This is a genomic window from Mycobacterium sp. NTMscope_MAC_12, from assembly GCF_976985675.1.
In genome coordinates this window covers 5,437,019-5,456,581 of sequence record NZ_CDRJYY010000001.1, presented here as the reverse complement: position 1 = coordinate 5,456,581, position 19,563 = coordinate 5,437,019, and the positions used below count along the sequence as shown (strand labels likewise).

Sequence of the window (19,563 nt, the reverse complement as noted above, 5' to 3'; positions counted from 1 at the left end):
TCGGATCAGCCGACGATCGCGGGCATGGAGTCCCAGCCCCGGACGGTCGATGTGCGCGAACGGCGCGCGTTGTCCATGTCGATGGTCCACTCCGGGAATCGCTTGAGCACCTCTTCGAGCGCGACGCGGCCCTCGAGGCGGGCCAGTGGCGAGCCGACGCAGAAGTGGGCGCCGCGGCCGAAAGTGAGGTGACCGCCCGGCTTGCGGCGGATGTCGAACCGGCTGGGGTCCTCGAAGTGCCGTTCGTCGCGATTGGCCGAGGCGAGCATCAGCAGTATCGCGCTACCGGCCGGCACGATCTGCTCCTGGAACGCGACGTCCTCGGCTGCGACGTAGCGCGCGACGTGCGGCCCGGGCGGCTCGAAGCGCAGCAGTTCCTCGATCGCCGTTGGGATCAGCGAGTGGTCTTCGGCGAGTTCCTTGCGTTGGTCGGGGTGTTCGGCCAGGACCTTGCCCATCCACCCGAACAGCCGACCGGTGGTCTCGACGCCGGCGCCGGCGACTACGGCGAGGAAGATGACCAGCTCTTGCTTGGTCAGCTTGCGCGTGGTGCCGGTTTCGTCGTCGAATTCGACGTTCAGCAGCTCGGTGATCAGGTCGTCGGACGGGTGCTTCTCGCGCCACTCGACGTATTCGCCGAACATCTCGCCGGTGAAGTAGTGCTCCTTGTCGATGTGCATGGGCTTGCCGGCTTCGTTGCGCAGTACCGCGTTGGCGTGGGCGCGCACCGCGGGCTGCTCGGAATCCGGGATGCCGGCGAGCATCCCGATCGTTTTCATCGGGAGTTCGGCCCCGAGGTCCTCGACGAAGTCGAAGCGTTCACCGCCAACCAGCGGGTCGAGACAGGCGGTGCAGAACGCGCGCACCTTGTCCTCGATGGCGCGCATCTTCTTCGGTGTGAATGCGCGCGACACGATGGCGCGGTGGATGGTGTGCACCGGGGGATCTTCATTGATGAAGACGCCTGCCGGGATCACCGGATCGGTGAGCACGACTTCGAGGATGTCGCCCTTGGCCGAGCTCAGGCGAGTGGTGTCCTTGAGTGCCGCGTCGACGTCGGCGTAGCGGCTGATGCCCCAGAAGTTGTGCCGCTCGTTGTAATAGACCGGGGATTCGTCGCGAAGCCGGCGATACGTCGGATAGGGGTCGAGGTCGATCTCGACATCCCAAGGGTCGTAGTACAGGTCGCTCATCTGTTGCCTCCAAAGTTGCTGCCGGGCAGCATGATTCGTCCGAGGATCCGCCTAGATGACGGCGCCGCCGTTGACCCCGATCACCTGGCCGGTGATGTAGCCCGCGCCGTCGGTGCACAGGTAGGAGCACAGCCCGGCGACGTCCTCGGGCGAGCCAAGGTGGCCGGCGGGAATCGCCCGCGTGAGGTACTCGGTCGGCGGCAGCTTTTCCAGCCGCTGTTGTTCGCGCAGCATCGGGGTGTCGATCGCGAACGGCGGAATCGTGTTGGCGGTGATGCCTTTTCCGGCATAGTCCCGCGCGACGGTCTTCGTCAACGCGATCACCCCGCCCTTGGTAGCCGAGTAATGACCCTGACGTGGCGCGCCCTGTTGCCCGGCCGCCGAGGAGATGGTGACGATCCGCCCCCAGCCGCCGGGCACCATGTCCGCGAGGCCGGCCTGCAGGCTCAGGAAGGTGCCAGTCAGGTTCACCGCCAGAAACCGATTCCACTCCGCCAGGGTGATCTGGTCGAACCGCGTGAAGCCGCCGATGGCCGCGCTGGTCACCAAGATCTCGACGGGGCCGAACTGTGCCCGCACCGTGTCGAACGCGGCGTGAACCGACGCTTCCTCCGATACGTCGACACCGACCGCGACGGCCTTGCCTCCCGCCGCGTGGACCTCGGCGACGACCTTGGTCGCCGCCTCCTCGTTCAGGTCGAGGACCGCCACCCGGTGCCCGCCGGCGGCGAGCGTCGTGCAGATCGACTGACCCAGGCCCGATCCGCCACCGGTCACCACCGCCACGCGGTTCATGTCAGACACGCTCCTTGCCGCACCGACACCCGGTGCTATACGACTGTATAGTGAAACTAGCGCCGTAGGCAAGGCGGCCGCCCTTCGTTGATGCTGTACAGTTGTATTGCGTCTGTTTCGCGTCGCGACGATGGGAAGTGGTGTTGTGGACGACAGGTTCTCGATGCAGGGGCGGGTTGCCGTCATCACCGGCGGCGGCACGGGGATCGGCCGGGCTTCGGCGCTGGTCCTCGCCGAATACGGCGCCGACGTCGTGCTCGCCGGCCGCCGGGAGGAACCGCTGAAGGCGACGGCCGCCCAGATCGAGGCGCTGGGACGGCGGGCACTGGCCGTGCCGACCGACGTGACCGATGCCGCGGAGTGCCGGTCCCTCGTCGATACCACGTTGGCCGAATTCGGGCGCCTGGATGTGCTTTTGAACAATGCCGGCGGTGGTCAGACCAAATCTCTGATGAAGTGGACCGACGACGAGTGGCATCAGGTGCTGGACCTGAATCTTTCCAGTGCGTGGTATCTGTCGCGCGCGGCCGCCGAACCGATGATCGCCGCGGGCAAGGGTGCCATCGTCAACATCTCTTCCGGCGCCAGCCTGTTGGCCATGCCGCAGGCGCCGGTGTATGCCGCCGCGAAGGCCGGGCTGAACAATCTCACCGGCTCGATGGCCGCGGCCTGGACCCGCAAGGGGGTGCGGGTCAACTGCATCGCCTGCGGCGCCATCCGCACGCCCGGCTTGGAAGCCGACGCCGACCGTCAGGGCTTTGACGTCAACATGATCGGACAGACCAACGCGTCAGGCCGCATCGCCGATCCGGATGAGATTGGTTACGGGGTACTGTTTTTCGCCTCCGATGCCTCCAGCTACTGCTCGGGCCAGACGCTGTACATGCACGGCGGGCCCGGCCCCGCCGGCGTCTGAGACACACGGGAGATGCGACGTCTGCTGGGGTTAGAACCGCCGACCGGATACCAACCGAGGCGATCTACCTCGTCGCTTGTCACGGATGTTCACCACCGTTCGACGGGGACGTCTTCGATCGTCAGCGGACGTGCGTAGGAGGGGTCGGTCCGGTCCCACTTGCCCTTGATGAAGCCCTTGACGGCGCCGGAAGCCAGCACCGAGGAATCGCCGCTCATCATCCATTCCAAGGTGCAGCGGCGCAGCGCGATCTTCCATACCCCGTCGCGACGCTCCAGGCGATCGAGGTAGCGCCCGCCCATCAATGACACGATCTTGCCGCCCTTGGCCCGCATCGCCCCGATGACATAGCTCTCCGCATGGGCTTCGTCGCCGTTGATCTCGCAGGTGTGGGTGGTGATGTTGTGCAGGTGGTCCTCGAAGACCATGCTGTGCGCGTTGTTGGCCCAATCCCCGTACTCGGGGCCGAGTTTCACGGTCGGACCGTGTTCGTCGACGCCGTCCTCGAAATAAACGCTGCCCATCAGTTCCGCGTCGTGGCGGTCATGCCCACGGGACTGGTTCATCACGCAGTCGAGGATGGCGGTGCGATCCTCCAGGTATTGCACCCGCTGCCGCAGTTGCTCGAGCTCGTCGCCGTTGGTCATGGCGGTCCTTCCGCTGAGATCGGATTGCGCTGTACACCTGTATAGCACACGGTGAGGTCGACCTCATACGCGGTCTTCGGGCGATGGTGGGTAGAACAGGTTCCCGTCGTCATCAAGGCGAGCGTGTTCGTTTAGGACGGCTGGCCTCGTCGAGGTGTTGGACATGATGTGCATGACCTCAATCCCGGCGACCAGCAATGCATCCGTGATCAACCTGCGGTGGCAGCGCCACGGGACCGCCTCGCTGCACATGATTGCCGGCCGTTGTCCGGTCGCTAGTTCGATCAACTCGTCGAGGCCTTCTTTGAAGTCGGGCGTGTGCATGTAGTCGGCGTAGTCGCGAAACGCCTTGACGCGCCACGCGCCGTTACGGCTCGACACGCCCGCGGGTGTGTGGCGTCTGCCGCCCAGCTTCGGCATCCATCGGTAGCCGATGTCGGACGGCAGCGCTTCGGCGATTGCGTCCTTGTTCCACTGCGGATACTTTCGGGACGCCGGGAACGAACGCACATCGGCGAGGTAGGTGATCGCGTTGGTGCGCAACATCGTCAAGAGTTCGTCGAACTCGCGTGTCGAATGGCCGATCGTAAAAACCTGGTCGGTGCTCACCGAGCCCCCCTCGTCGCCAGCCGTCGAACTCCTCGATCGGGGGAGCCCACTTTTTATTGTCCGGGACCGGTGCGCGGTTACGGCGCCTTAGATGCGCCGCTTCAGCTGCCAAAGTTATCCGTTCGTCATGTGATTGCCCGACGCGAAATGCCTTCAGGTTCCAAACAATATGGCGGACGTATCCGCGTCCGGAGGTTTGACGATTTGGCTGACACCAAACCGGTTCGCTACGTCGGATCTGTATGACACGAGCGCGGTCCCTGGCCAGCCGCAAAACCAGTCCGGCTTTTACTACGGCGCGGCGTCCGGGCATAGGTCGGCCGCGGCAAAGCGCACTGCGGCAGTGGCCTGGTCGTGGCTAAGCGCCGAGCTGCCGTTGGAACGCGATCCGGTGACCAACTCATCGGCGATGCGGCCGGGCGCCTCGCCACTGTAGAGCCGCCAGCAGATGGCGTTGCCAAACCCCACCAGGTCGAAGTTATGGGGGTCGTCGCGGCTGCCGATGCCGATGCTGTTGATGTCGGTGAGGAAATCATCGGCTCCTTGCGCGTGGGCCGGGGTGGCCCCCGCGGCTCCGGCGCCTAGCAACGCCCCAACCGCGAGCGCCATGCACGTCCGGCCGATGTCTCGTCTTGTGTCCGCCATGGATGCCTCTCCTTGTTCAATCGTTGGCGGCCAGCTCGGTCAGGTCGATGTCGGGCGTCATTGGCGGGCCTCCGGCAGCGGGGTGGTGGTCACCGCTTTTGGGACCACAGCGGCGCCAAGCAGGGCGAGGCCGTGTTGGAGCGCGTCGGCGGGGACGTCGTCGACGAGGTGGTGCATGACGATCAGGCCGTGCATGAGGGAAAGCACGGTGGCGGCGGTGGCGCGGGTGTCGGCGTCCGGCGGGAGGTGCCCGCCCTCGCGCCAGCGTTCGGCCAGTTCGGTGATGTGGTCGAGAGTTTCCCGATAGAGCGAGCGGGCACGTTTTTGGAGGAACGGATCGCGCAGGGCTTCGGCCCAGGTTTGCAGCGCGATCCGGGTCATGTCGTAGTCGGGATTGCTTGTCCTGCTGTCCAGTTCGGCCACCAACAGGGACAGGGTTTCGGCCGGCGTGGGACAGGGGTCGCGACCCAGCACTGCCACGAAGATGCCGCGCACCTTGGCCAGTCCTTCGTCGACGGTGGCCGTGATGAGCTCATCTTTGCTGCGGAAGTACCGGTAGACCGCGCTCGAGGACATTCCGGTCGCGGCGATCACATCGTCCATCGAGGTGGCGTGGAAGCCGCCGCGCGAAAAGCACGTCCACGCACTGGTGAGAATGTGCTGGCGGCGTTGCGCACGGGTCTGCTCGCTGAGGCGGGGCACAAAACACAGGCTAAACGAAAACGATCGGTTGCGCTATCGGGCAGTCCCGGCGTACTGTCAGGCTCAAGAAGAAACGATCACTCTCGTTTGGGGGCCAGGATGCTGCTCTGCCATGCCTCTGCTCATGACGCCAACGATTGCGGTGTCGGTCGCTACGGCGAGCTGTCGTGATCGACCTTGCCCGAGCGCGCATGATCGTGGACGCCGCGCTGGACCATGCGCGGCGCGCCGAGTTCCCCCCGATGACGGTCGCGGTGCTTGATGCCGCGGGCCGGCTGGTGGCCTTCGCCTCAGAAGACGGTTCGAGTTTGCTGCGCGGACGCATCGCCCAGGCCAAGGCCCGCGGGGCGCTGAATATGGGTGTGGGCAGCCGAAGCCTGGCCGCGCGGGCGGTTTCTCATCCGGAGTTCGTCAACTCGCTGGTGTCGCTGGCCGGCGGCGACCTGGTGCCCGTCGCCGGCGGCGTGTTGATCCGCGACGCCAACGACGACGTCATCGGTGCCGTCGGGGTCAGCGGCCACGACCCCGACAACGACGAAGCGTGCGCGATCGCGGGCATCGCCGCCGGGGGTCTGCGCGCCGATCCCGGTAGCTGACCCAACAGCCGTCCCTGTCCGCGAAAGGAACCCCCAGCCGATGTTCGACACACCGAATCGCCTGCTGGCCATGATCGACAACCGGCAGCTGCCGGTGGGCATGCAGTGCTTCACCGGCAACCACACCCTGATCGAGGTGATGGGGCGCACCGGTTTTGATTTCGTCTGGCTCGACAGCGAACACTGCGACATCAACCCCCGCGCGCTGGAGGACACCATCCGCACCGCCGACGGGGTCGGCCTCACTACGTTGGTGCGGATCCCCGAACCCGGCGACGGTACCGCCGCGCGGCGCGCGCTGGAGGCCGGCGCCGCCGGGGTGGTGGTGCCGATGGTGCGGTGCGCGGCCGACATCCGCGGTGTGCTCGACGCGGTGACCTATCCGCCGGCGGGCAAGCGCGGTATCTGCCCGGCCTACCGGGCGGCAGGGTATTCGATCCGCATGTTCGGCGAGTACGCGGCCTGGAATGACGCCAACGTGCTCGTCGTCCCGCTGATCGAAACCCTGGATGCGCTGGACAACATCGAGGAGATCTGCGCGATCGAGCAGGTCCGGATCCTCGGATTCGCTTCCGGCGAGCTCGCTTTCGCTCTCGGCGAGGGAAGCCGGATGCACAGCAGCACCAAGGTGCAAGACGCCTACCAGAAGGTCAAGTACGCCGCGGCCCGCCACGGTGTGGTGCTGATGGGCGGGCCGATCCTGGACCCCAGCGCGCAAAGCTGCACCCAGGCACTCAGGGACGGCATCGCCGTGTTCTGCCTCGGCATCGACGTGATGGCCTTTCGCCGGGTCTGCGAAGACACCATCGCGGCGGCGAACGCGTCGGTCGCCGCCCACCCCTCCTTCACCCGGTCCGCTGCACCCGAGAGCGGTTTTCCCGCCCAGTTTTGATCAACGACCCGCCTCGTCAACGAAAGGGCATAACCATGGCCGCACTGCACCGCTACGTCGTCGGACCCGACGTCGAGGGCCGCTCGGCGATCCTGGAAACCGAACCCACCAACACCCAGTCCAAGGAGGGCTTCTTCTGGCGCGCCACCCTGTGGGCGACACGAGAAACCCCGGTCGACAACAGCATTGACGGGGACCGGTCCCTCGACCCGGGGGCCAGTCGTGAACCGTTCCCGAACGGCATGTTGGTCCGGGCCCTGGAGATCTGGCCCGACAAGGATCCCCAGGAGCTGCGCGAGGAGTTCGCCGAGCTCAACGAGCAGGTCGGGCAAAAGCACCAGCCCAGCGACACCGACGCGCAGCGGCACCCCACCATGCACCGCACCGACACCCTCGATGCGATCACCTGCGTGCGAGGCGAAATCTACTTGGTCACCGACGTCGACGAGGTCCTGATGACCCCGGGTGACACGGTGATCATCCGCGGCGTCAACACGGCTGGAGCAACCGGACCAACCAACCATGCCTGCTCGTCGGCTCGATGATCGACGCCACCCCGCCCGACAAACGACAGCCGTGAACGCAAGCGCCGCAACATACCTCGAGAAACAGGATCCACGATGACCCGCAACGTGCGTACTGCGCAAGGACTGGTGTCGGGCGCCGAAGAAGGCGGCATCCACCGATTCCTCGGCATTCCGTACGCCGCCCCGCCGGTCGGAGCCCTGCGCTGGGCGCCCCCGGCCCCGCCCGCCCCGTGGGACGGGGTTCGCGATGCCACGAGATTCGGCAACGCCGCGATACAGACCGTGGATACCGGCTTCGATCCCGGCGCGCCGCAAAGCGAGGACTGCCTATATCTGAATGTGTGGACCTCGACCCTCGATTCCGTTGCGCGCCAACCGGTCATGGTGTGGATCCACGGCGGCGGATTCCTCAACGGCGCCTCCTCAATGAGGCTGTGGTCCGGCGAGAATCTGGCCCGGCGCGGTGTCACGGTGGTCTCGCTGAACTACCGGCTGGGAGCGTTCGGGTTTCTGGCTCACCCGCAGGCCGGCACCAACTTCGGGCTGTTGGACTGGGTGGCCGCGCTGACCTGGGTGGCCGAGAATATCGCCGCATTCGGCGGTGACCCGAACAACGTGACGGTCTTCGGGCAGTCCGCCGGCGGCGCCGCCGCGCGCGCGTTGCTGCACACCCCCTCCGCGCGCGGCCTGTTCCAGCGGGCCGTCGTGCAAAGCGCCGGCTATGAGGATTACGCAGTCGTCGGGTCCCGGTCGTATCAGCGCGTCACCACGGCCAGCCAGCGACTGTTCGACCAGCTGGGCAGCACCGACATCGCTGAGCTACGCCGGGTGCCGGCCGAACAGGTGCGCCAGGCCTCGTTCGACCAGTGCGGCATCAACCCGCCACCCGGTCAGGTGCACACCCCGGCCAACCTCGTCTGGTACCCGACCGCCGACGGAGTGGTGATGGCCGAGGACTTCGCCGGCTGGCCCGCCGACGTGCCGGTCATGATCGGCTGCACCGAACACGAGGGCCGCTTTTTCGTCCAGCCCACCCTGCTGTATGCCCATCCCGAGCTGGACCCCGCCCACGTGTACACCCAGGACACCCTCGCGCACATGGCCCGCGCGCTGGGCGGCGAGCGCGCCGAGGACATCCTCGCCCACTACGCCGCCTCCCGGCTCAGCCCCTATGAGGCGCTGGCCGATCTGATCACCGTCGCAGTGTGGCACGAGCCGGCCCTGGCCAGCGCCGAACGCTTCGCCGCGCTGGGACGACGGGCGTACCATTACCGCTTCGCGCGGGTCTCCCCGGGCGCCCGCAAATCGGGACTGCTCGCCAAACACAGCGCCGAGATTCCCTACCTGTTCGGCGGGCTCGAACCGCCCGCCAGCTACGACGAGATCGACGCCGCAGTGTCCGACGCCGTCCAACACGCCTGGGTGGAATTCGCCCGCACCGGCGTGCCCCGCACCCTCGACGGCACCGAATTCCCCCGCTACGACCTCACAACAAGGCAGGTCGCGGTCATCGACGATGCCACCGACCTCCGCCCGCTGGACGCCAACCCCGTCACCGACATGATCCACACCCTGCGCACCGTGCCCGCCAACCGGTGAGACACCGCTCGGAAAGCAATGTCCGGCAACGCGAAAGAAAGAAAATATGTCCACCACGCCAGAGCAGAACAAAGAAATCATTGCCCGGTTCAACAAGGAATTCATCGAAGGGGGAAACGAGGCACTCTTCTGGGAGACGGTATCCCCGGAGTTCATCAACCGTTCAGCCGCGCCGGGACAGGACGGGCCCGACGGCGCGTTTCATTGGTTCACCCGAGTCCTGAAAGTGGCGTTCCCCGACCTGGCCGTCACGATCCACGACCAGATCGCTGAAGGCGACAAGACCGTCACGCGCAAATCGTATGTGGCGACACATATGGCGGAGTTCCTTGGCGTTCCCGCAACCGGACGACGAGTGTCATTCGGCGTCATCGACATCATCCGGATCGTCGACGGGAAGTACGTCGAGCACTGGGCCAGCCCGGATATGTTCGGCCTCTACCAGCAGATCACGGCCTGAGTTGGATCGTCGAGGTGTAGTGCCCGGTATTGGAGTTCGCTGATGACGGTCTGTCGTGATGTCCGGCCTCGAAGCCGCGATCGTGGCATGGTCGTGGACAACGCAATTGCGTCGATAGACCGATGGTGGATCAGCAAGGCCGAGAACCATCGGCCGCAATGACCGCGCCCACACCTGAACGGGTTACGAAAGTCGAAGGAGCCGACCGAATGCGCATTATCACCGTTGAGGAACACTTTGAGCACCCCGAGGTAAGTCAGCGCGTTCTGCAGCTGGGTGGGCCACCCAGCGGCTTGCCGCTTGACGAGCTCGCTGAATTCGGTTCGGTCTTCAACGACGACCCCGACGCCGCGGCCCGGCTTGGTGGGCATCGGCTGGCGCATATGGACGCCGTCGGTGTCGATGTCCAAGTCGTCTCCCACGGCAACGGCAGCCCGAGCTCATTGCCCGCCCCAGAGTCGATAGTGCTGTGCCGCCAAGTAAATAACGAACTGGCACAACAGATTTCCGAACGCCCCGACCGATTCCGGGGATTCGCCACGCTCCCGCTTTATGATCCCGTCGAAGCAGCCGAGGAGTTCCGGCGCTGTGTCGGCGACCTCGGCTTCGTGGGTGCGTTGATCGCGGGCACATTCGACGGACTCTTCCTCGACGACTCCCGTTTCGATCCGATACTTGCAGCGGCTGAGGCAGTGGGCTTGCCGATCTACGTTCATCCCGGGCTGCCCCACCCAAAGGTCTCTGGGCCTTACTACTTCGGCGACTGGTCCGCCGCCGTCGGGCTGATGTTCTCCGGACCCGCATTCGGCTGGCACGCCGAGGCCGGTATCCACATGATCCGGCTGATCTTGTCCGGGGCGCTAGACCGCCACCCGGGGCTGAAACTGCTCAGCGGGCACTGGGGAGAAGTGATGGCATTTTGGCTCGAACGACTCGACGAAACCTTCGCGCTGGTACGCAAGGGCCGCGACCGCGACGTCAGCGACTACTACCGGCAACAAATCTGGGTGACTCCCTCGGGAATGTTCAACCAGCATCAGCTCGACCACGTCGTCGCCGAACTGGGCGCCGAGCGGATCATCTACTCCGAGGACTTCCCTTACGTTAAGCGTGACAATGTCACCGAATTCCTCACCGACTCAGGGCTTTCCAATCAGCAAATGCACGCCATCGCACACGGTAACGTCGAGGCGCTGTTGCGTATCTGACAGCAAATTGTGCGCTCTTGCTGGTGATCAAGTAGCGGATCCAATGTGACTGCCAAGCAGCTGAGTGTTCGCAGGCACTGCACGGCAAAGCGGCGCGACATCTGCCGGACGTAATTCCACAACCCGCTTCGTCGCCATGGTCCCAGCGTCCCCAATTCGTCTGCAGATCAACATCGTTCCTGCAGCGGCTCCATTCCTGCCTACACCAGACCGGTCATCAAACCGTTTTGACGGGCAGTTGCAAGTACGAGGCGCGGAATCCTCCGGTGTGGACAATGTGTTGCCCGCTGTTTTGCGGGATGTATTCACGGAGTGCGGGCATCCATGTGCCAAATAGGTTCTGCGCACTGATGATTAGCCGGAGCTGCTCGCCGGGGTGATACACCAGACCGATCGGCAGCAGGTCGATCTCAACGTCGACTATTTCACCGGGGCTGAGCTTCTCGACCCGATCGAAGCTGTGGGCCGGGACTTCGTCGGTCGACAGCATCTCGTCCAGATGCCGCATCGACACCCGTAGCCGGCCACTGGAGCCCTTGTACCGCAGGATCGAGGCGCCCCGCTCGGTGACGTCGTGGACCCTCGCGCCATGGTTGGGCACGGTGAACTCCTGCAGAGGAGCCCCCTGTGCGTTCAGCTTCTGAATGAAGACGAACAGGTCCATGTCGTCGGCGCCGTCCGCCTCGACCCACAGCCGCGCTTTCGGGTAGCCGACCATCGTGGTCTGCTCGTCGAAGCGAACGATGAAAGAGACTAGGCCCGGGTTGATTTCCACGTCATACATCGCCGCCGACTCGTCAGCGGGTGCCTGCGTGTGCAGCGTGCGCGACGCGCCGTCGAGGTAGTACTTCGTGTAGGTAACGCCTTGCGGCGGAAACTGATCCGCGGCGATATTGACTTGGTCGCCGCCTTCGAGATCGAGCAGGGCGTATCGGACACGCGGGGTCTGCTCCCAGCCGTTGTCCACGCCCTTGAGGAAGTGATCGAAGAACCGGCGCAGATCCTCCCGGTTGGCCTCGTCGTAGTAATCGGGCCACTCCTGACTGTTGTGGATGCGCAGCCACTTCTCCTTCGACCCCATCCGCCGCCAGGCCCGAAACGTCCCCGCGGTGTGCAGGGTGTTGGAATAGCTGGCCACCACGTAAGCCGGTACCGCAATCCGGTCAAACTGCGGAATTTTGTTCTCCCACAACTCGTTCACGAGCGGATACCGATCAGCCTCGCTGAGGACGTCCTCCTTGCGGCTTTTGCCCCAGTAGCTGTTGTCCTGCAGTTGCCGGGCAAACCCGGTGTCGGGCATGCCGCCGCGCATCACCAGATCGCGGTAGACGTCGCTGATGCCTTCCCACGGATTGATCGCCGTGAGGTGAGGTGGCTGTTCGGCCGCGGCGAACCACTGCGAGACCGCCAGATAGGAGGTCCCGCTCATCGCGACCTTGCCGGTGCACCATTCCTGGGCCGCCAGCCACTCGATCAGATCGTGGCAGTCCTGGCCCTCTTGGCGGTCCCACAAGACGCTGTCGCCCTCGGAATCGGTGACCCCTCGAGGATCCGGATTGCAGATCGCATAACCGTGGGCGCACCAATACGCCGGGTCGGGCCCCTCGAACTTGTGCAGACCCGACACAATCGCGTTGTCCAGACCGACCAAACTGAAAACCCCCATGGCGGCCGGCGCGCTGCCCTCGCCCTTGCCATACGGGCTCCATGCCACGATCACCGGCACCTTCTCCGCGCCCACCGGCCGCAGGACATCGACATAGATCGTCACGCCGTCACGCAAGGTGACCGCGACATCCTTCTCCAACACGATGTCGACCGGCAAGGTCCGAAACGCCGGCGCCAGCTGAAACCCCGCCGGCAGGGTGCGCGTGCCCGGATCGAACCCGCTCAACACCCCGAACCTCTCGCCCGGTTCCAAAGGCTGAGACGGCATGAACACTTTCTCCTCAGCCATATGGATCCTTTCGCAATCCGCGTCATCCAACCTTCTCGACCATAAGACCGATCCGCCCAAAAATCAACATGCGTTGAGATAAGGCGCCGGAACCAGTACCTTGACGGCATGGCCCCCAACAGCACGCCAGCGTCCGCGATGCGCCGCGGGCGTCGGCCGGGCAGGAGCACTACCCGCCAAGCCATCCTGGAGGCGGCGCGCGCCCGGTTCGCGAGCGACGGTTTCGCCGCGACGACCATCCGGGGGGTCGCGACCGATGCGGGCGTCGACGCCTCGTTGGTCATGCAGTTCTTCCGATCGAAGAACGAGTTGTTCGCCGCCGTCATGTCGATTTCGCCGGAAGCCTTGGCACACTTGAGCACCGCGTTCGACGGACCAGACGAACACCTCGGCGAACGGGTGGTCCGCGCATTCCTCAGCGTGTGGGAAGGGGCGCCGCAAGATTCGGAGCCGCTCATGGCGATGCTTCGAGGGGCCATCGTCAACGAACAGGCGGCCGCGCAATTGCGCGAGTTCCTTCAAGCCCGGCTGCTGGAAGGCGTCAGCTCACGTCCCGTTCAGCACCACGACGCGGCGTTCCGCGCCGGATTGGCGTCCTCGATGCTGGTCGGCATCGTCGTCGGAAGACGAATCGTCGGAGTTCCCGTGCTCGCCAGTGCGGACACTGAGGCACTGGTCGCGCTCGCTGCGCCGGCGATCCAAAGCGTGCTGACATCGGGGTTGCCGATAACCGATCACGCCGGGTGAGGTGTTCGCCCGATATGGGGTTGGAAAGGTAGCGTCGGGCCTACACCACAAAGGGGGCGGTCGCATTGACCGACATCATCAACGACGCTTTCTCCCGCCGCGCATTCATACGGGGTGCCGCGTTATCGGTGCCCGTCGTGGGCGCAGCGCTCGTCGTACCCGCCGCGTTGGCCGAGCCTTCGGAGTGCAGCGATCCATCCGGCATGGTCGGCAACTGCGCGGTGCAGCTACCCCAGGAATTCACCTCGACGAGTTTCAGCACAACGGCCATCGCCGGAGGTACGAACTACTCGATTCTGTTCAGCACCAAGATCCCGAGAGGCCCGCTCGTACCTTCGGGCGCCACCGGTTACCGCATCCGCAGCGGCAGTGTGTCGGGCACGAAGCAGGACGGAACCCCGTTCCGCCTGACACCAGGGATCGGCGAAGTGGGACCACGGGTCCTCGGAGCACGTTCGGCGTCATCCCTCGGCTTCGCGCTGGATGTGCCGTGGAATGCCGACCAGCTCGTGCGTTCGTTCCTGTACGCCTACGAGGTCGAGTTCTTGACCGGGCTGACCGGAATTCAGACCTGCCCGTACACGACCACCATGACGCTCGCGGACAACGGGATGACCCTCGGCGGTGTCGGCTCGGTGACGTTCTCCCCGCCGAGGCTTACCGATTGTGGGGAACCACCACCGCCGCCGCCTCCGCCGTGAGCGGGTTGCACGGCTAGCGCCGCGATTTCGACGCCCGGTTGCGGCGACCTCGGTGGTCCTGCCTCGGCGAAATTTCATCACGCGCCTGATACTTTGCCGAAAAGACCTTTCCGTCAACAGAATTCGACGGACATAGGGCGTGGGTATGTGACGGCCGGCGGGAGCCAGCTGCGTTACAACGGGTTTCGTTCACCGCCCAACGGCCGGTACCAGTTGCCTGGAATGACGGGGGCGATCAGGCGGCGCAGCCACAGCACCGGCCGTAAACGAACTGTGGGCCACAGATTACGTAAAGATCAGACCGCGGTCACTCCGGTGGCCTGGGGGCCCTTGGCGCCCTGTCCTACCTCGAACTGAACCCGCTGATTCTCCTCCAGTGAGCGGTAGCCACCGCCCTGGATCTCGGAGTAGTGGACGAAGACGTCCGCACTGCCGTCATCGGGGGCGATGAAGCCGAAGCCTTTTTCGCCGTTGAACCATTTCACGGTTCCTTGCGTCATATTTCTTGTACTTCTTTCGTTTACTTTCGCGAATGCAGAACACATTCGCCCTTCAGCCTACCCCACGATTACGTTTCTCTAGATCCGTCTTCGACGGTGGCGTCGCGGCGGGGGCACCCACCGGACAAGATTTCCGCGGGGAACGTCACCGTAGGTCCCCAAATGCATCGTGGATGGCGACTCCTGTACGTGCCGCTCGACGAGTCACAACTGACCGCCGCCGACGTGGAGGCCATGCGATCACGGCTCCGGTGCTCATACAGCTCGCCACCATGTCAAGGCCGCTCTGGTCGGTTGGCGTGGTTGACGCGACGGTGTTACCGTAGCCACCGTCGCTGACTCGGAACCCGAGTTTCGCATCGCTTGGCAGGTCATCTTCTCGCCTGAACGGGGCTGTCCTGCGTCTGGACTGAACACAACGAAAGCTGGGGGAACGCACGCGGTGTTTCGAGTGTTGAGGCGGTTCTGGATCCCGCTGCTGCTGGTGGTGGTCGTGGCGCTAGGCGCGTATGCGATTACCCGCATTCGCGAGTCCACAAGCCATCACGGCCCGAATCTGGCGGAGGGATCCGGAATTACCGCAAACTTCAATCCGAAGCACATCAGGTACGAGATCACCGGGACGGGCGGGACCGCGAATCTCAACTACCTCGACGAGAACGGCCAACCCCATCTCATCGAAAATGCGCCGCTGCCCTGGTCATTCACGATCGTGACGACGCTGCCGTCGATGTCGGCCAACATCTTGGCCCAGGGCGATCGGGGCACCCACGATCTTCGGTGTCAGGTGACCGTCGACGGCCAGGTGCGTGACAGCAGGGCGAGCACCGACACCATCAAACCGTTCATCTACTGCTTGGTGAAATCCGTATGAGCAACATGCACATGAAGCCCCATCGCCCGTTCATTGGTCGAATGGTTCGGATCTTCTCGTTACCGATCATCGTGTTCTGGGTGCTCGTGGCCGTGGGCCTGGGCATCTTGACCCCGTCGCTCGATGCCGTCGCGGCGACACGTTCGGTGCCCATCAGCCCCACCAATTCGCAGTCGTATCAGGCGATGCTGCACATCGGCAAGGTGTTTCAGCAGTACGATTCGGACTCCACAGCGATGGTCGTGCTGGAGGGCAAGGACAAGCTCGGCGATGCCGCGCACAAGTTCTACGACAAGATCGTCGCCAAGCTGGAAGCCGATCACAAGCACGTGCAAAGCGTCCAGGATTTCTGGAGTGATCCGCTGACCGCGGCGGGCTCTCAGAGCGTGGACGGCAAATCCGCTTACGTGCAGATCTTCCTCAATGGCCCCCAGGGCACGACACCCAGCCACGAGTCGGTGGCGGCGGTGCGTGACATCGTTGCCTCGGTACCAGCGCCGCCGGGTATCAAGGCCCATGTCGCCGGCAATACCGTGCTGAACGCCGACACCAGCGTGGCCGGGCATCAAAGCATGGCGACCATGGAGGTGGTGTCGGTCGCCGTCATCATTCTGATGTTGCTCATCGTCTACCGCTCCGTAGTGACGATGCTGGTGTCCATGGTCATCATCGGCCTGGAATTATTTGCCGCACAGGGTATTACGGCCACGGCGGGCAACCTGAACATCATCGGCTTGACCCCGTACGCGGTGAGCATGGTGACCATGCTGTCCTTGGCCGCCGGGACAGATTATGTGATCTTCCTACTCGGGCGATATCACGAGGAGAGATCGAAAGGCCTCGATTCCGAAGAGGCGTTCTATGTCGCCTACAGCGGTGTCTCGCACGTCATCCTGGGTTCCGGGCTGACCATCGTCGGTGCCTGCTTGTGCCTCACCATGACCACGCTGCCCTACTTCCAGACCATGGGTCTGCCCTGCGCGATCGCGGTTGGGGTGGTCATCGCCGCAGCCCTGACACTGGCGCCCGCGATCCTGACGGTGGCGTCGAAATTCGGTCTGCTCGACCCCAAGCACAACGTGGTCTCCTCGCCGGGTTGGCGCAAGGTCGGCACGTCCGTGGTGCGCTGGCCCATTCCGATCGTCTTGGTGACCTGCGTGATTGCCGTCGTGGGTTTCGTCGCCCTGATGACCTATGTGCCGCAGTACAACGACCAGAAGTTCACCCCCGCCGATATGCCCGCCAACCAGGCCATGGGCGTCGCGGACCGGCATTTCTCCCAGGCCCGGATGAACCCCGAACTGTTGATGCTCGAGGCCGATCACGACCTGCGTACGCCCGCGGACATGCTCGTGATCGAAAAGGTCGCCAAGAACGTCTTTCGCATGCGGGGCATCGATCGAGTACAGACCATCACCCGCCCCCTGGGCGCACCGATCGAGCACAGCTCGATCCCATTCCTGCTCGGTGCGCAAAACGCGGGCACCCTGCAGGCCGCGAAGTTCAACAACGACAGCTCGGCGCAGATGCTCGAACAGGCCGACGAGCTGAGCAGGACCATCGCCAACATGCAACGCATGTACACCATCACCAAGGAGATGACCGAAACCACGCACAGCATGGTTGGCAGGACCCACGAGATGGTGGACACCACCAACGAACTGCGGAATAACATCTCCGATTTTGAGGATGTCTTCAGACCCATTCGCAGCTACTTCTACTGGGAAAAGCACTGCTACGACATCCCGATCTGCTGGTCACTGCGGTCAATCTTCGACACACTGGACGGGATCGACGCACTCGCCGACCAAATACAAGGCCTCACTATCGATTTGGATCGTTTGGATCATTTGCTGCCGCAGATGTTGCCGGTGCTGCAGAACACCATCGACTCGATGACCAAAATGCGCGACTTCATGATCGCGACCCATAGCACCCAGGCCGGCACCCAGGCCCAGCAACAGGAACTCGCCAAGGGCGCGACGGAGATAGGCCTGTACTTCGACCAGGCCAAGAATGACGATTTCTTCTACCTGCCACCAGACGTGTTCGACAACCCGGACTTCAAACGCGGCATGAAAATGTTCATGTCGCCCGATGGCAAAGCAGTCCGGATGATCATCACCCACCAGGGCGACCCCGCCTCGGTGGAGGGTATCGACCATGTCCGAGGCCTCAAAAATGTTGTCGCAGACGCCCTCAAGGGCACCCCGCTGAGCAATGCCAAGGTCTCACTCGCGGGCACGGCATCGCTGTATGCCGATATGCAGGACGGCGTCGTCACCGACCTCATGATTACGATCATCGCCGCGATGATCCTGATTTTCGCGATCATGTTGTTGATCACCCGCAGTGTGGTGGCCGCCGTCGTGATCGTCGGCACCGTCGCCGCGTCCTTGGGTACCGCATGTGGTTTATCGGTGCTGCTCTGGCAGGACATCCTAGGGCTGGGCGTGCAGTGGATCGTGATCCCGTTGTCGATGGTGATCCTGCTGGCGGTGGGTTCGGACTACAATCTCCTCGTGGTCTCGCGCTTCAGGGAAGAGATACACGCCGGGCTCAACACGGGCATCATCCGTGGCATCGGGGCCACCGGACGCGTCGTCACCGCGGCCGGCCTGGTGTTCGCCTTCACCATGATGGCGATGATCGTCAGCGACCTGCGCGTGGTCGGTCAGCTCGGCATGACCATCGGCATCGGCCTGGTCGTCGACACGTTGATCGTGCGGGCGTTCATGACCCCATCGATCGCTGCGGCGCTGGGTCGCTGGTTCTGGTGGCCGCTCAACACCTTTGAGATCACCAGGCATGGCCGTAGCGAACCCGAACCAAGGCCTGCCGACCACGACACCGCGCCCCTTGCGACAGCAAGGACGTGAGCGCCTTGACCGGGCCTGGCAAGCTGGCGACGGAGTCGGTCGCTGCAGCGGAATGCTTGCCAGACACGAAATCGATACTGCGCCAACGCACCGAAGGCCGGCTCGATCGATCCCGCGATCCCGCGATCCTCAATGCAGCGCTGGCCGCATTGGCCGAAAACGGTTATAACAACACCAATATGAACGACATCGCCGCGCGAGCGGGTGTCGGTAAAGCCGCGATATACCGCCGCTGGGCGTCGAAGGCCGCGTTGATGACCGATGCGCTTGTGTATTGGCGACCCGACCTCATCGCCGATGATGCCCCAGACACCGGCAGCCTTGTCGGTGACTTCGACGCGCTGGTTGAACGTGTGGCGCGCGCCGATGACGACCTGATCTCCAGTGATCTGGTGCTGCGAGTGGCGATGGAGGCGGTACACGATCACCAACTCGCATCAGCCCTCGACGAGTTGATGCTGCTCAAGGGCAGGCGCGTGGTGACGGCCATCCTCCGGCAGGCCGCGGCCCGCGGCGAGGTCGCGCCCGACGGGGATTGGTCCCTTATCGCCGACACCTTGACGGGAATGGGGCTGATGCGGGTCATCAGCGGTCAAACCGTTGACGCGAAGTTCGTCCGGAAAGTCATCGACACGCTGATTCTGCCTGCCGTTTGCGCGGCGAATACCAAGGTTGCTGGCGCGAGCGCAAAGTAGTCCCGCGCAGGTTGACCGCTCGGCGGACCGCCGCCGACTAGTTTCGTCACCGACTCGAACCGATCATGTCGTGCGTGAACAGCCGCGCGCCGTAACCAACCGCCCGCCTACGCCTTGGCGTAATAGCACCCAGGGCGGAACCACCGCTTCGGCTCCGCCGAGTATCTGAATTGGCTGCGGGACAACGATTATCCGCTGGCAGCGGTGGAGGGGGATCATCGCCGATGCCATTAGGTTCTCAAACCGCGTGACGGATGACGGCCATGCCACCTGCGGTGTTGCAGAATTCTCATCAAAATGGCGGACGGGTTTATCTCATCTTCGTGGCGGGTCCTAGAACCGCGCGATTGTCCACAGTTGCGAAGGCTCGCGGCCGCAGATCCCACAACGCGCACCTCTACTACGTGTGAGCCAGAGACGC

The 19,563-nt window shown here is 64.1% G+C and carries 20 protein-coding genes; 12 read left to right on the top strand and 8 right to left on the bottom strand.

Annotated elements, in window-relative coordinates:
- Positions 1–5: 5 nt before the first annotated feature.
- The gene (locus AC0KS4_RS25325) at positions 6–1,193 is read right to left on the bottom strand and encodes a cytochrome P450 (RefSeq protein WP_225327741.1); all 1,188 of its coding nucleotides are present in this window, start codon (positions 1,191–1,193) and stop codon (positions 6–8) included.
- Positions 1,194–1,244: 51 nt separating this feature from the next.
- The gene (locus tag AC0KS4_RS25320) at positions 1,245–1,988 is read right to left on the bottom strand and encodes an SDR family NAD(P)-dependent oxidoreductase (protein WP_225327740.1); all 744 of its coding nucleotides are present in this window, start codon (positions 1,986–1,988) and stop codon (positions 1,245–1,247) included.
- A gap of 145 nt (positions 1,989–2,133) precedes the next feature.
- Between AC0KS4_RS25320 and AC0KS4_RS25315 the strand changes: the two genes are divergently transcribed.
- A complete protein-coding gene (locus tag AC0KS4_RS25315; protein ID WP_225327739.1) occupies positions 2,134–2,904 on the top strand; it encodes an SDR family NAD(P)-dependent oxidoreductase in 771 nt (256 codons plus the stop codon).
- An 89-nt stretch (positions 2,905–2,993) separates the two neighbouring features.
- On the opposite strand, the gene AC0KS4_RS25310 is transcribed toward AC0KS4_RS25315, so the two are convergent.
- The 4 genes from AC0KS4_RS25310 to AC0KS4_RS25295 form a co-directional block, all read right to left on the bottom strand.
- On the bottom strand, positions 2,994–3,551 hold the full coding sequence (locus tag AC0KS4_RS25310) for a nuclear transport factor 2 family protein (RefSeq protein ID WP_238955379.1): 558 nt from the start codon (positions 3,549–3,551) through the stop codon (positions 2,994–2,996).
- Positions 3,552–3,614: 63 nt separating this feature from the next.
- Positions 3,615–4,160, bottom strand: a complete 546-nt coding sequence (locus AC0KS4_RS25305) for a DUF488 domain-containing protein (protein WP_225327737.1) — start codon at positions 4,158–4,160, stop codon at positions 3,615–3,617.
- Positions 4,161–4,451: 291 nt separating this feature from the next.
- On the bottom strand, positions 4,452–4,805 hold the full coding sequence (locus AC0KS4_RS25300; protein ID WP_225327736.1) for a DUF732 domain-containing protein: 354 nt from the start codon (positions 4,803–4,805) through the stop codon (positions 4,452–4,454).
- Positions 4,806–4,862: 57 nt separating this feature from the next.
- On the bottom strand, positions 4,863–5,507 hold the full coding sequence (locus AC0KS4_RS25295) for a TetR/AcrR family transcriptional regulator (protein ID WP_225327735.1): 645 nt from the start codon (positions 5,505–5,507) through the stop codon (positions 4,863–4,865).
- A 167-nt stretch (positions 5,508–5,674) separates the two neighbouring features.
- On the opposite strand from AC0KS4_RS25295, the gene AC0KS4_RS25290 reads away from it, so the two are divergent.
- The 6 genes from AC0KS4_RS25290 to AC0KS4_RS25265 all read left to right on the top strand — a co-directional run bounded on the left by AC0KS4_RS25290 (position 5,675) and on the right by AC0KS4_RS25265 (position 10,789).
- Positions 5,675–6,103, top strand: a complete 429-nt coding sequence (locus AC0KS4_RS25290; RefSeq protein ID WP_225327734.1) for a GlcG/HbpS family heme-binding protein — start codon at positions 5,675–5,677, stop codon at positions 6,101–6,103.
- 40 nt (positions 6,104–6,143) lie between these two features.
- Positions 6,144–6,995, top strand: coding sequence for an HpcH/HpaI aldolase family protein (locus AC0KS4_RS25285; RefSeq protein ID WP_238955377.1), 852 nt, complete (start codon positions 6,144–6,146; stop codon positions 6,993–6,995).
- 35 nt (positions 6,996–7,030) lie between these two features.
- Positions 7,031–7,540 (top strand): cupin domain-containing protein, encoded by a 510-nt coding sequence (locus tag AC0KS4_RS25280; protein ID WP_238955375.1) that lies wholly within the window; start codon positions 7,031–7,033, stop codon positions 7,538–7,540.
- 75 nt (positions 7,541–7,615) lie between these two features.
- Positions 7,616–9,121 carry a carboxylesterase/lipase family protein gene (locus tag AC0KS4_RS25275; RefSeq protein ID WP_238955373.1) on the top strand — a complete coding sequence of 502 codons (1,506 nt, stop codon included), beginning with the start codon at positions 7,616–7,618 and terminating at the stop codon, positions 9,119–9,121.
- Between the two features lie 46 nt (positions 9,122–9,167).
- Positions 9,168–9,581, top strand: coding sequence for an ester cyclase (locus AC0KS4_RS25270; protein WP_238955371.1), 414 nt, complete (start codon positions 9,168–9,170; stop codon positions 9,579–9,581).
- A 209-nt stretch (positions 9,582–9,790) separates the two neighbouring features.
- Positions 9,791–10,789: an amidohydrolase family protein gene (locus tag AC0KS4_RS25265; protein ID WP_225327729.1), complete on the top strand. Its 999-nt coding sequence runs from the start codon at positions 9,791–9,793 to the stop codon at positions 10,787–10,789.
- Between the two features lie 217 nt (positions 10,790–11,006).
- Here AC0KS4_RS25265 and AC0KS4_RS25260 read toward each other — a convergent pair whose 3' ends face one another.
- Complete coding sequence (locus AC0KS4_RS25260) at positions 11,007–12,746, bottom strand: CocE/NonD family hydrolase (RefSeq protein WP_238955369.1); 1,740 nt, start codon at positions 12,744–12,746, stop codon at positions 11,007–11,009.
- 108 nt (positions 12,747–12,854) lie between these two features.
- Here AC0KS4_RS25260 and AC0KS4_RS25255 point away from each other — a divergent pair, with 108 nt between their 5' ends.
- Positions 12,855–13,493, top strand: a complete 639-nt coding sequence (locus AC0KS4_RS25255) for a TetR/AcrR family transcriptional regulator (protein WP_225327727.1) — start codon at positions 12,855–12,857, stop codon at positions 13,491–13,493.
- A gap of 65 nt (positions 13,494–13,558) precedes the next feature.
- On the top strand, positions 13,559–14,194 hold the full coding sequence (locus tag AC0KS4_RS25250; RefSeq protein WP_225327726.1) for a hypothetical protein: 636 nt from the start codon (positions 13,559–13,561) through the stop codon (positions 14,192–14,194).
- Between the two features lie 296 nt (positions 14,195–14,490).
- On the opposite strand, the gene AC0KS4_RS25245 is transcribed toward AC0KS4_RS25250, so the two are convergent.
- Positions 14,491–14,694: a cold-shock protein gene (locus AC0KS4_RS25245; RefSeq protein WP_009952110.1), complete on the bottom strand. Its 204-nt coding sequence runs from the start codon at positions 14,692–14,694 to the stop codon at positions 14,491–14,493.
- 451 nt (positions 14,695–15,145) lie between these two features.
- On the opposite strand from AC0KS4_RS25245, the gene AC0KS4_RS25240 reads away from it, so the two are divergent.
- The 3 genes from AC0KS4_RS25240 to AC0KS4_RS25230 are packed head-to-tail and all read left to right on the top strand — an operon-like array spanning position 15,146 to position 19,142.
- Entirely contained in the window at positions 15,146–15,568 is a 423-nt protein-coding gene (locus AC0KS4_RS25240; protein WP_374109672.1) for an MmpS family transport accessory protein, read from the top strand.
- Positions 15,565–18,447: an MMPL/RND family transporter gene (locus tag AC0KS4_RS25235; protein ID WP_238955367.1), complete on the top strand. Its 2,883-nt coding sequence runs from the start codon at positions 15,565–15,567 to the stop codon at positions 18,445–18,447. Before AC0KS4_RS25240 ends, AC0KS4_RS25235 begins: the two co-directional genes overlap by 4 nt.
- A gap of 5 nt (positions 18,448–18,452) precedes the next feature.
- Entirely contained in the window at positions 18,453–19,142 is a 690-nt protein-coding gene (locus tag AC0KS4_RS25230; RefSeq protein WP_374109673.1) for a TetR/AcrR family transcriptional regulator, read from the top strand.
- Positions 19,143–19,563: the final 421 nt, after the last annotated feature.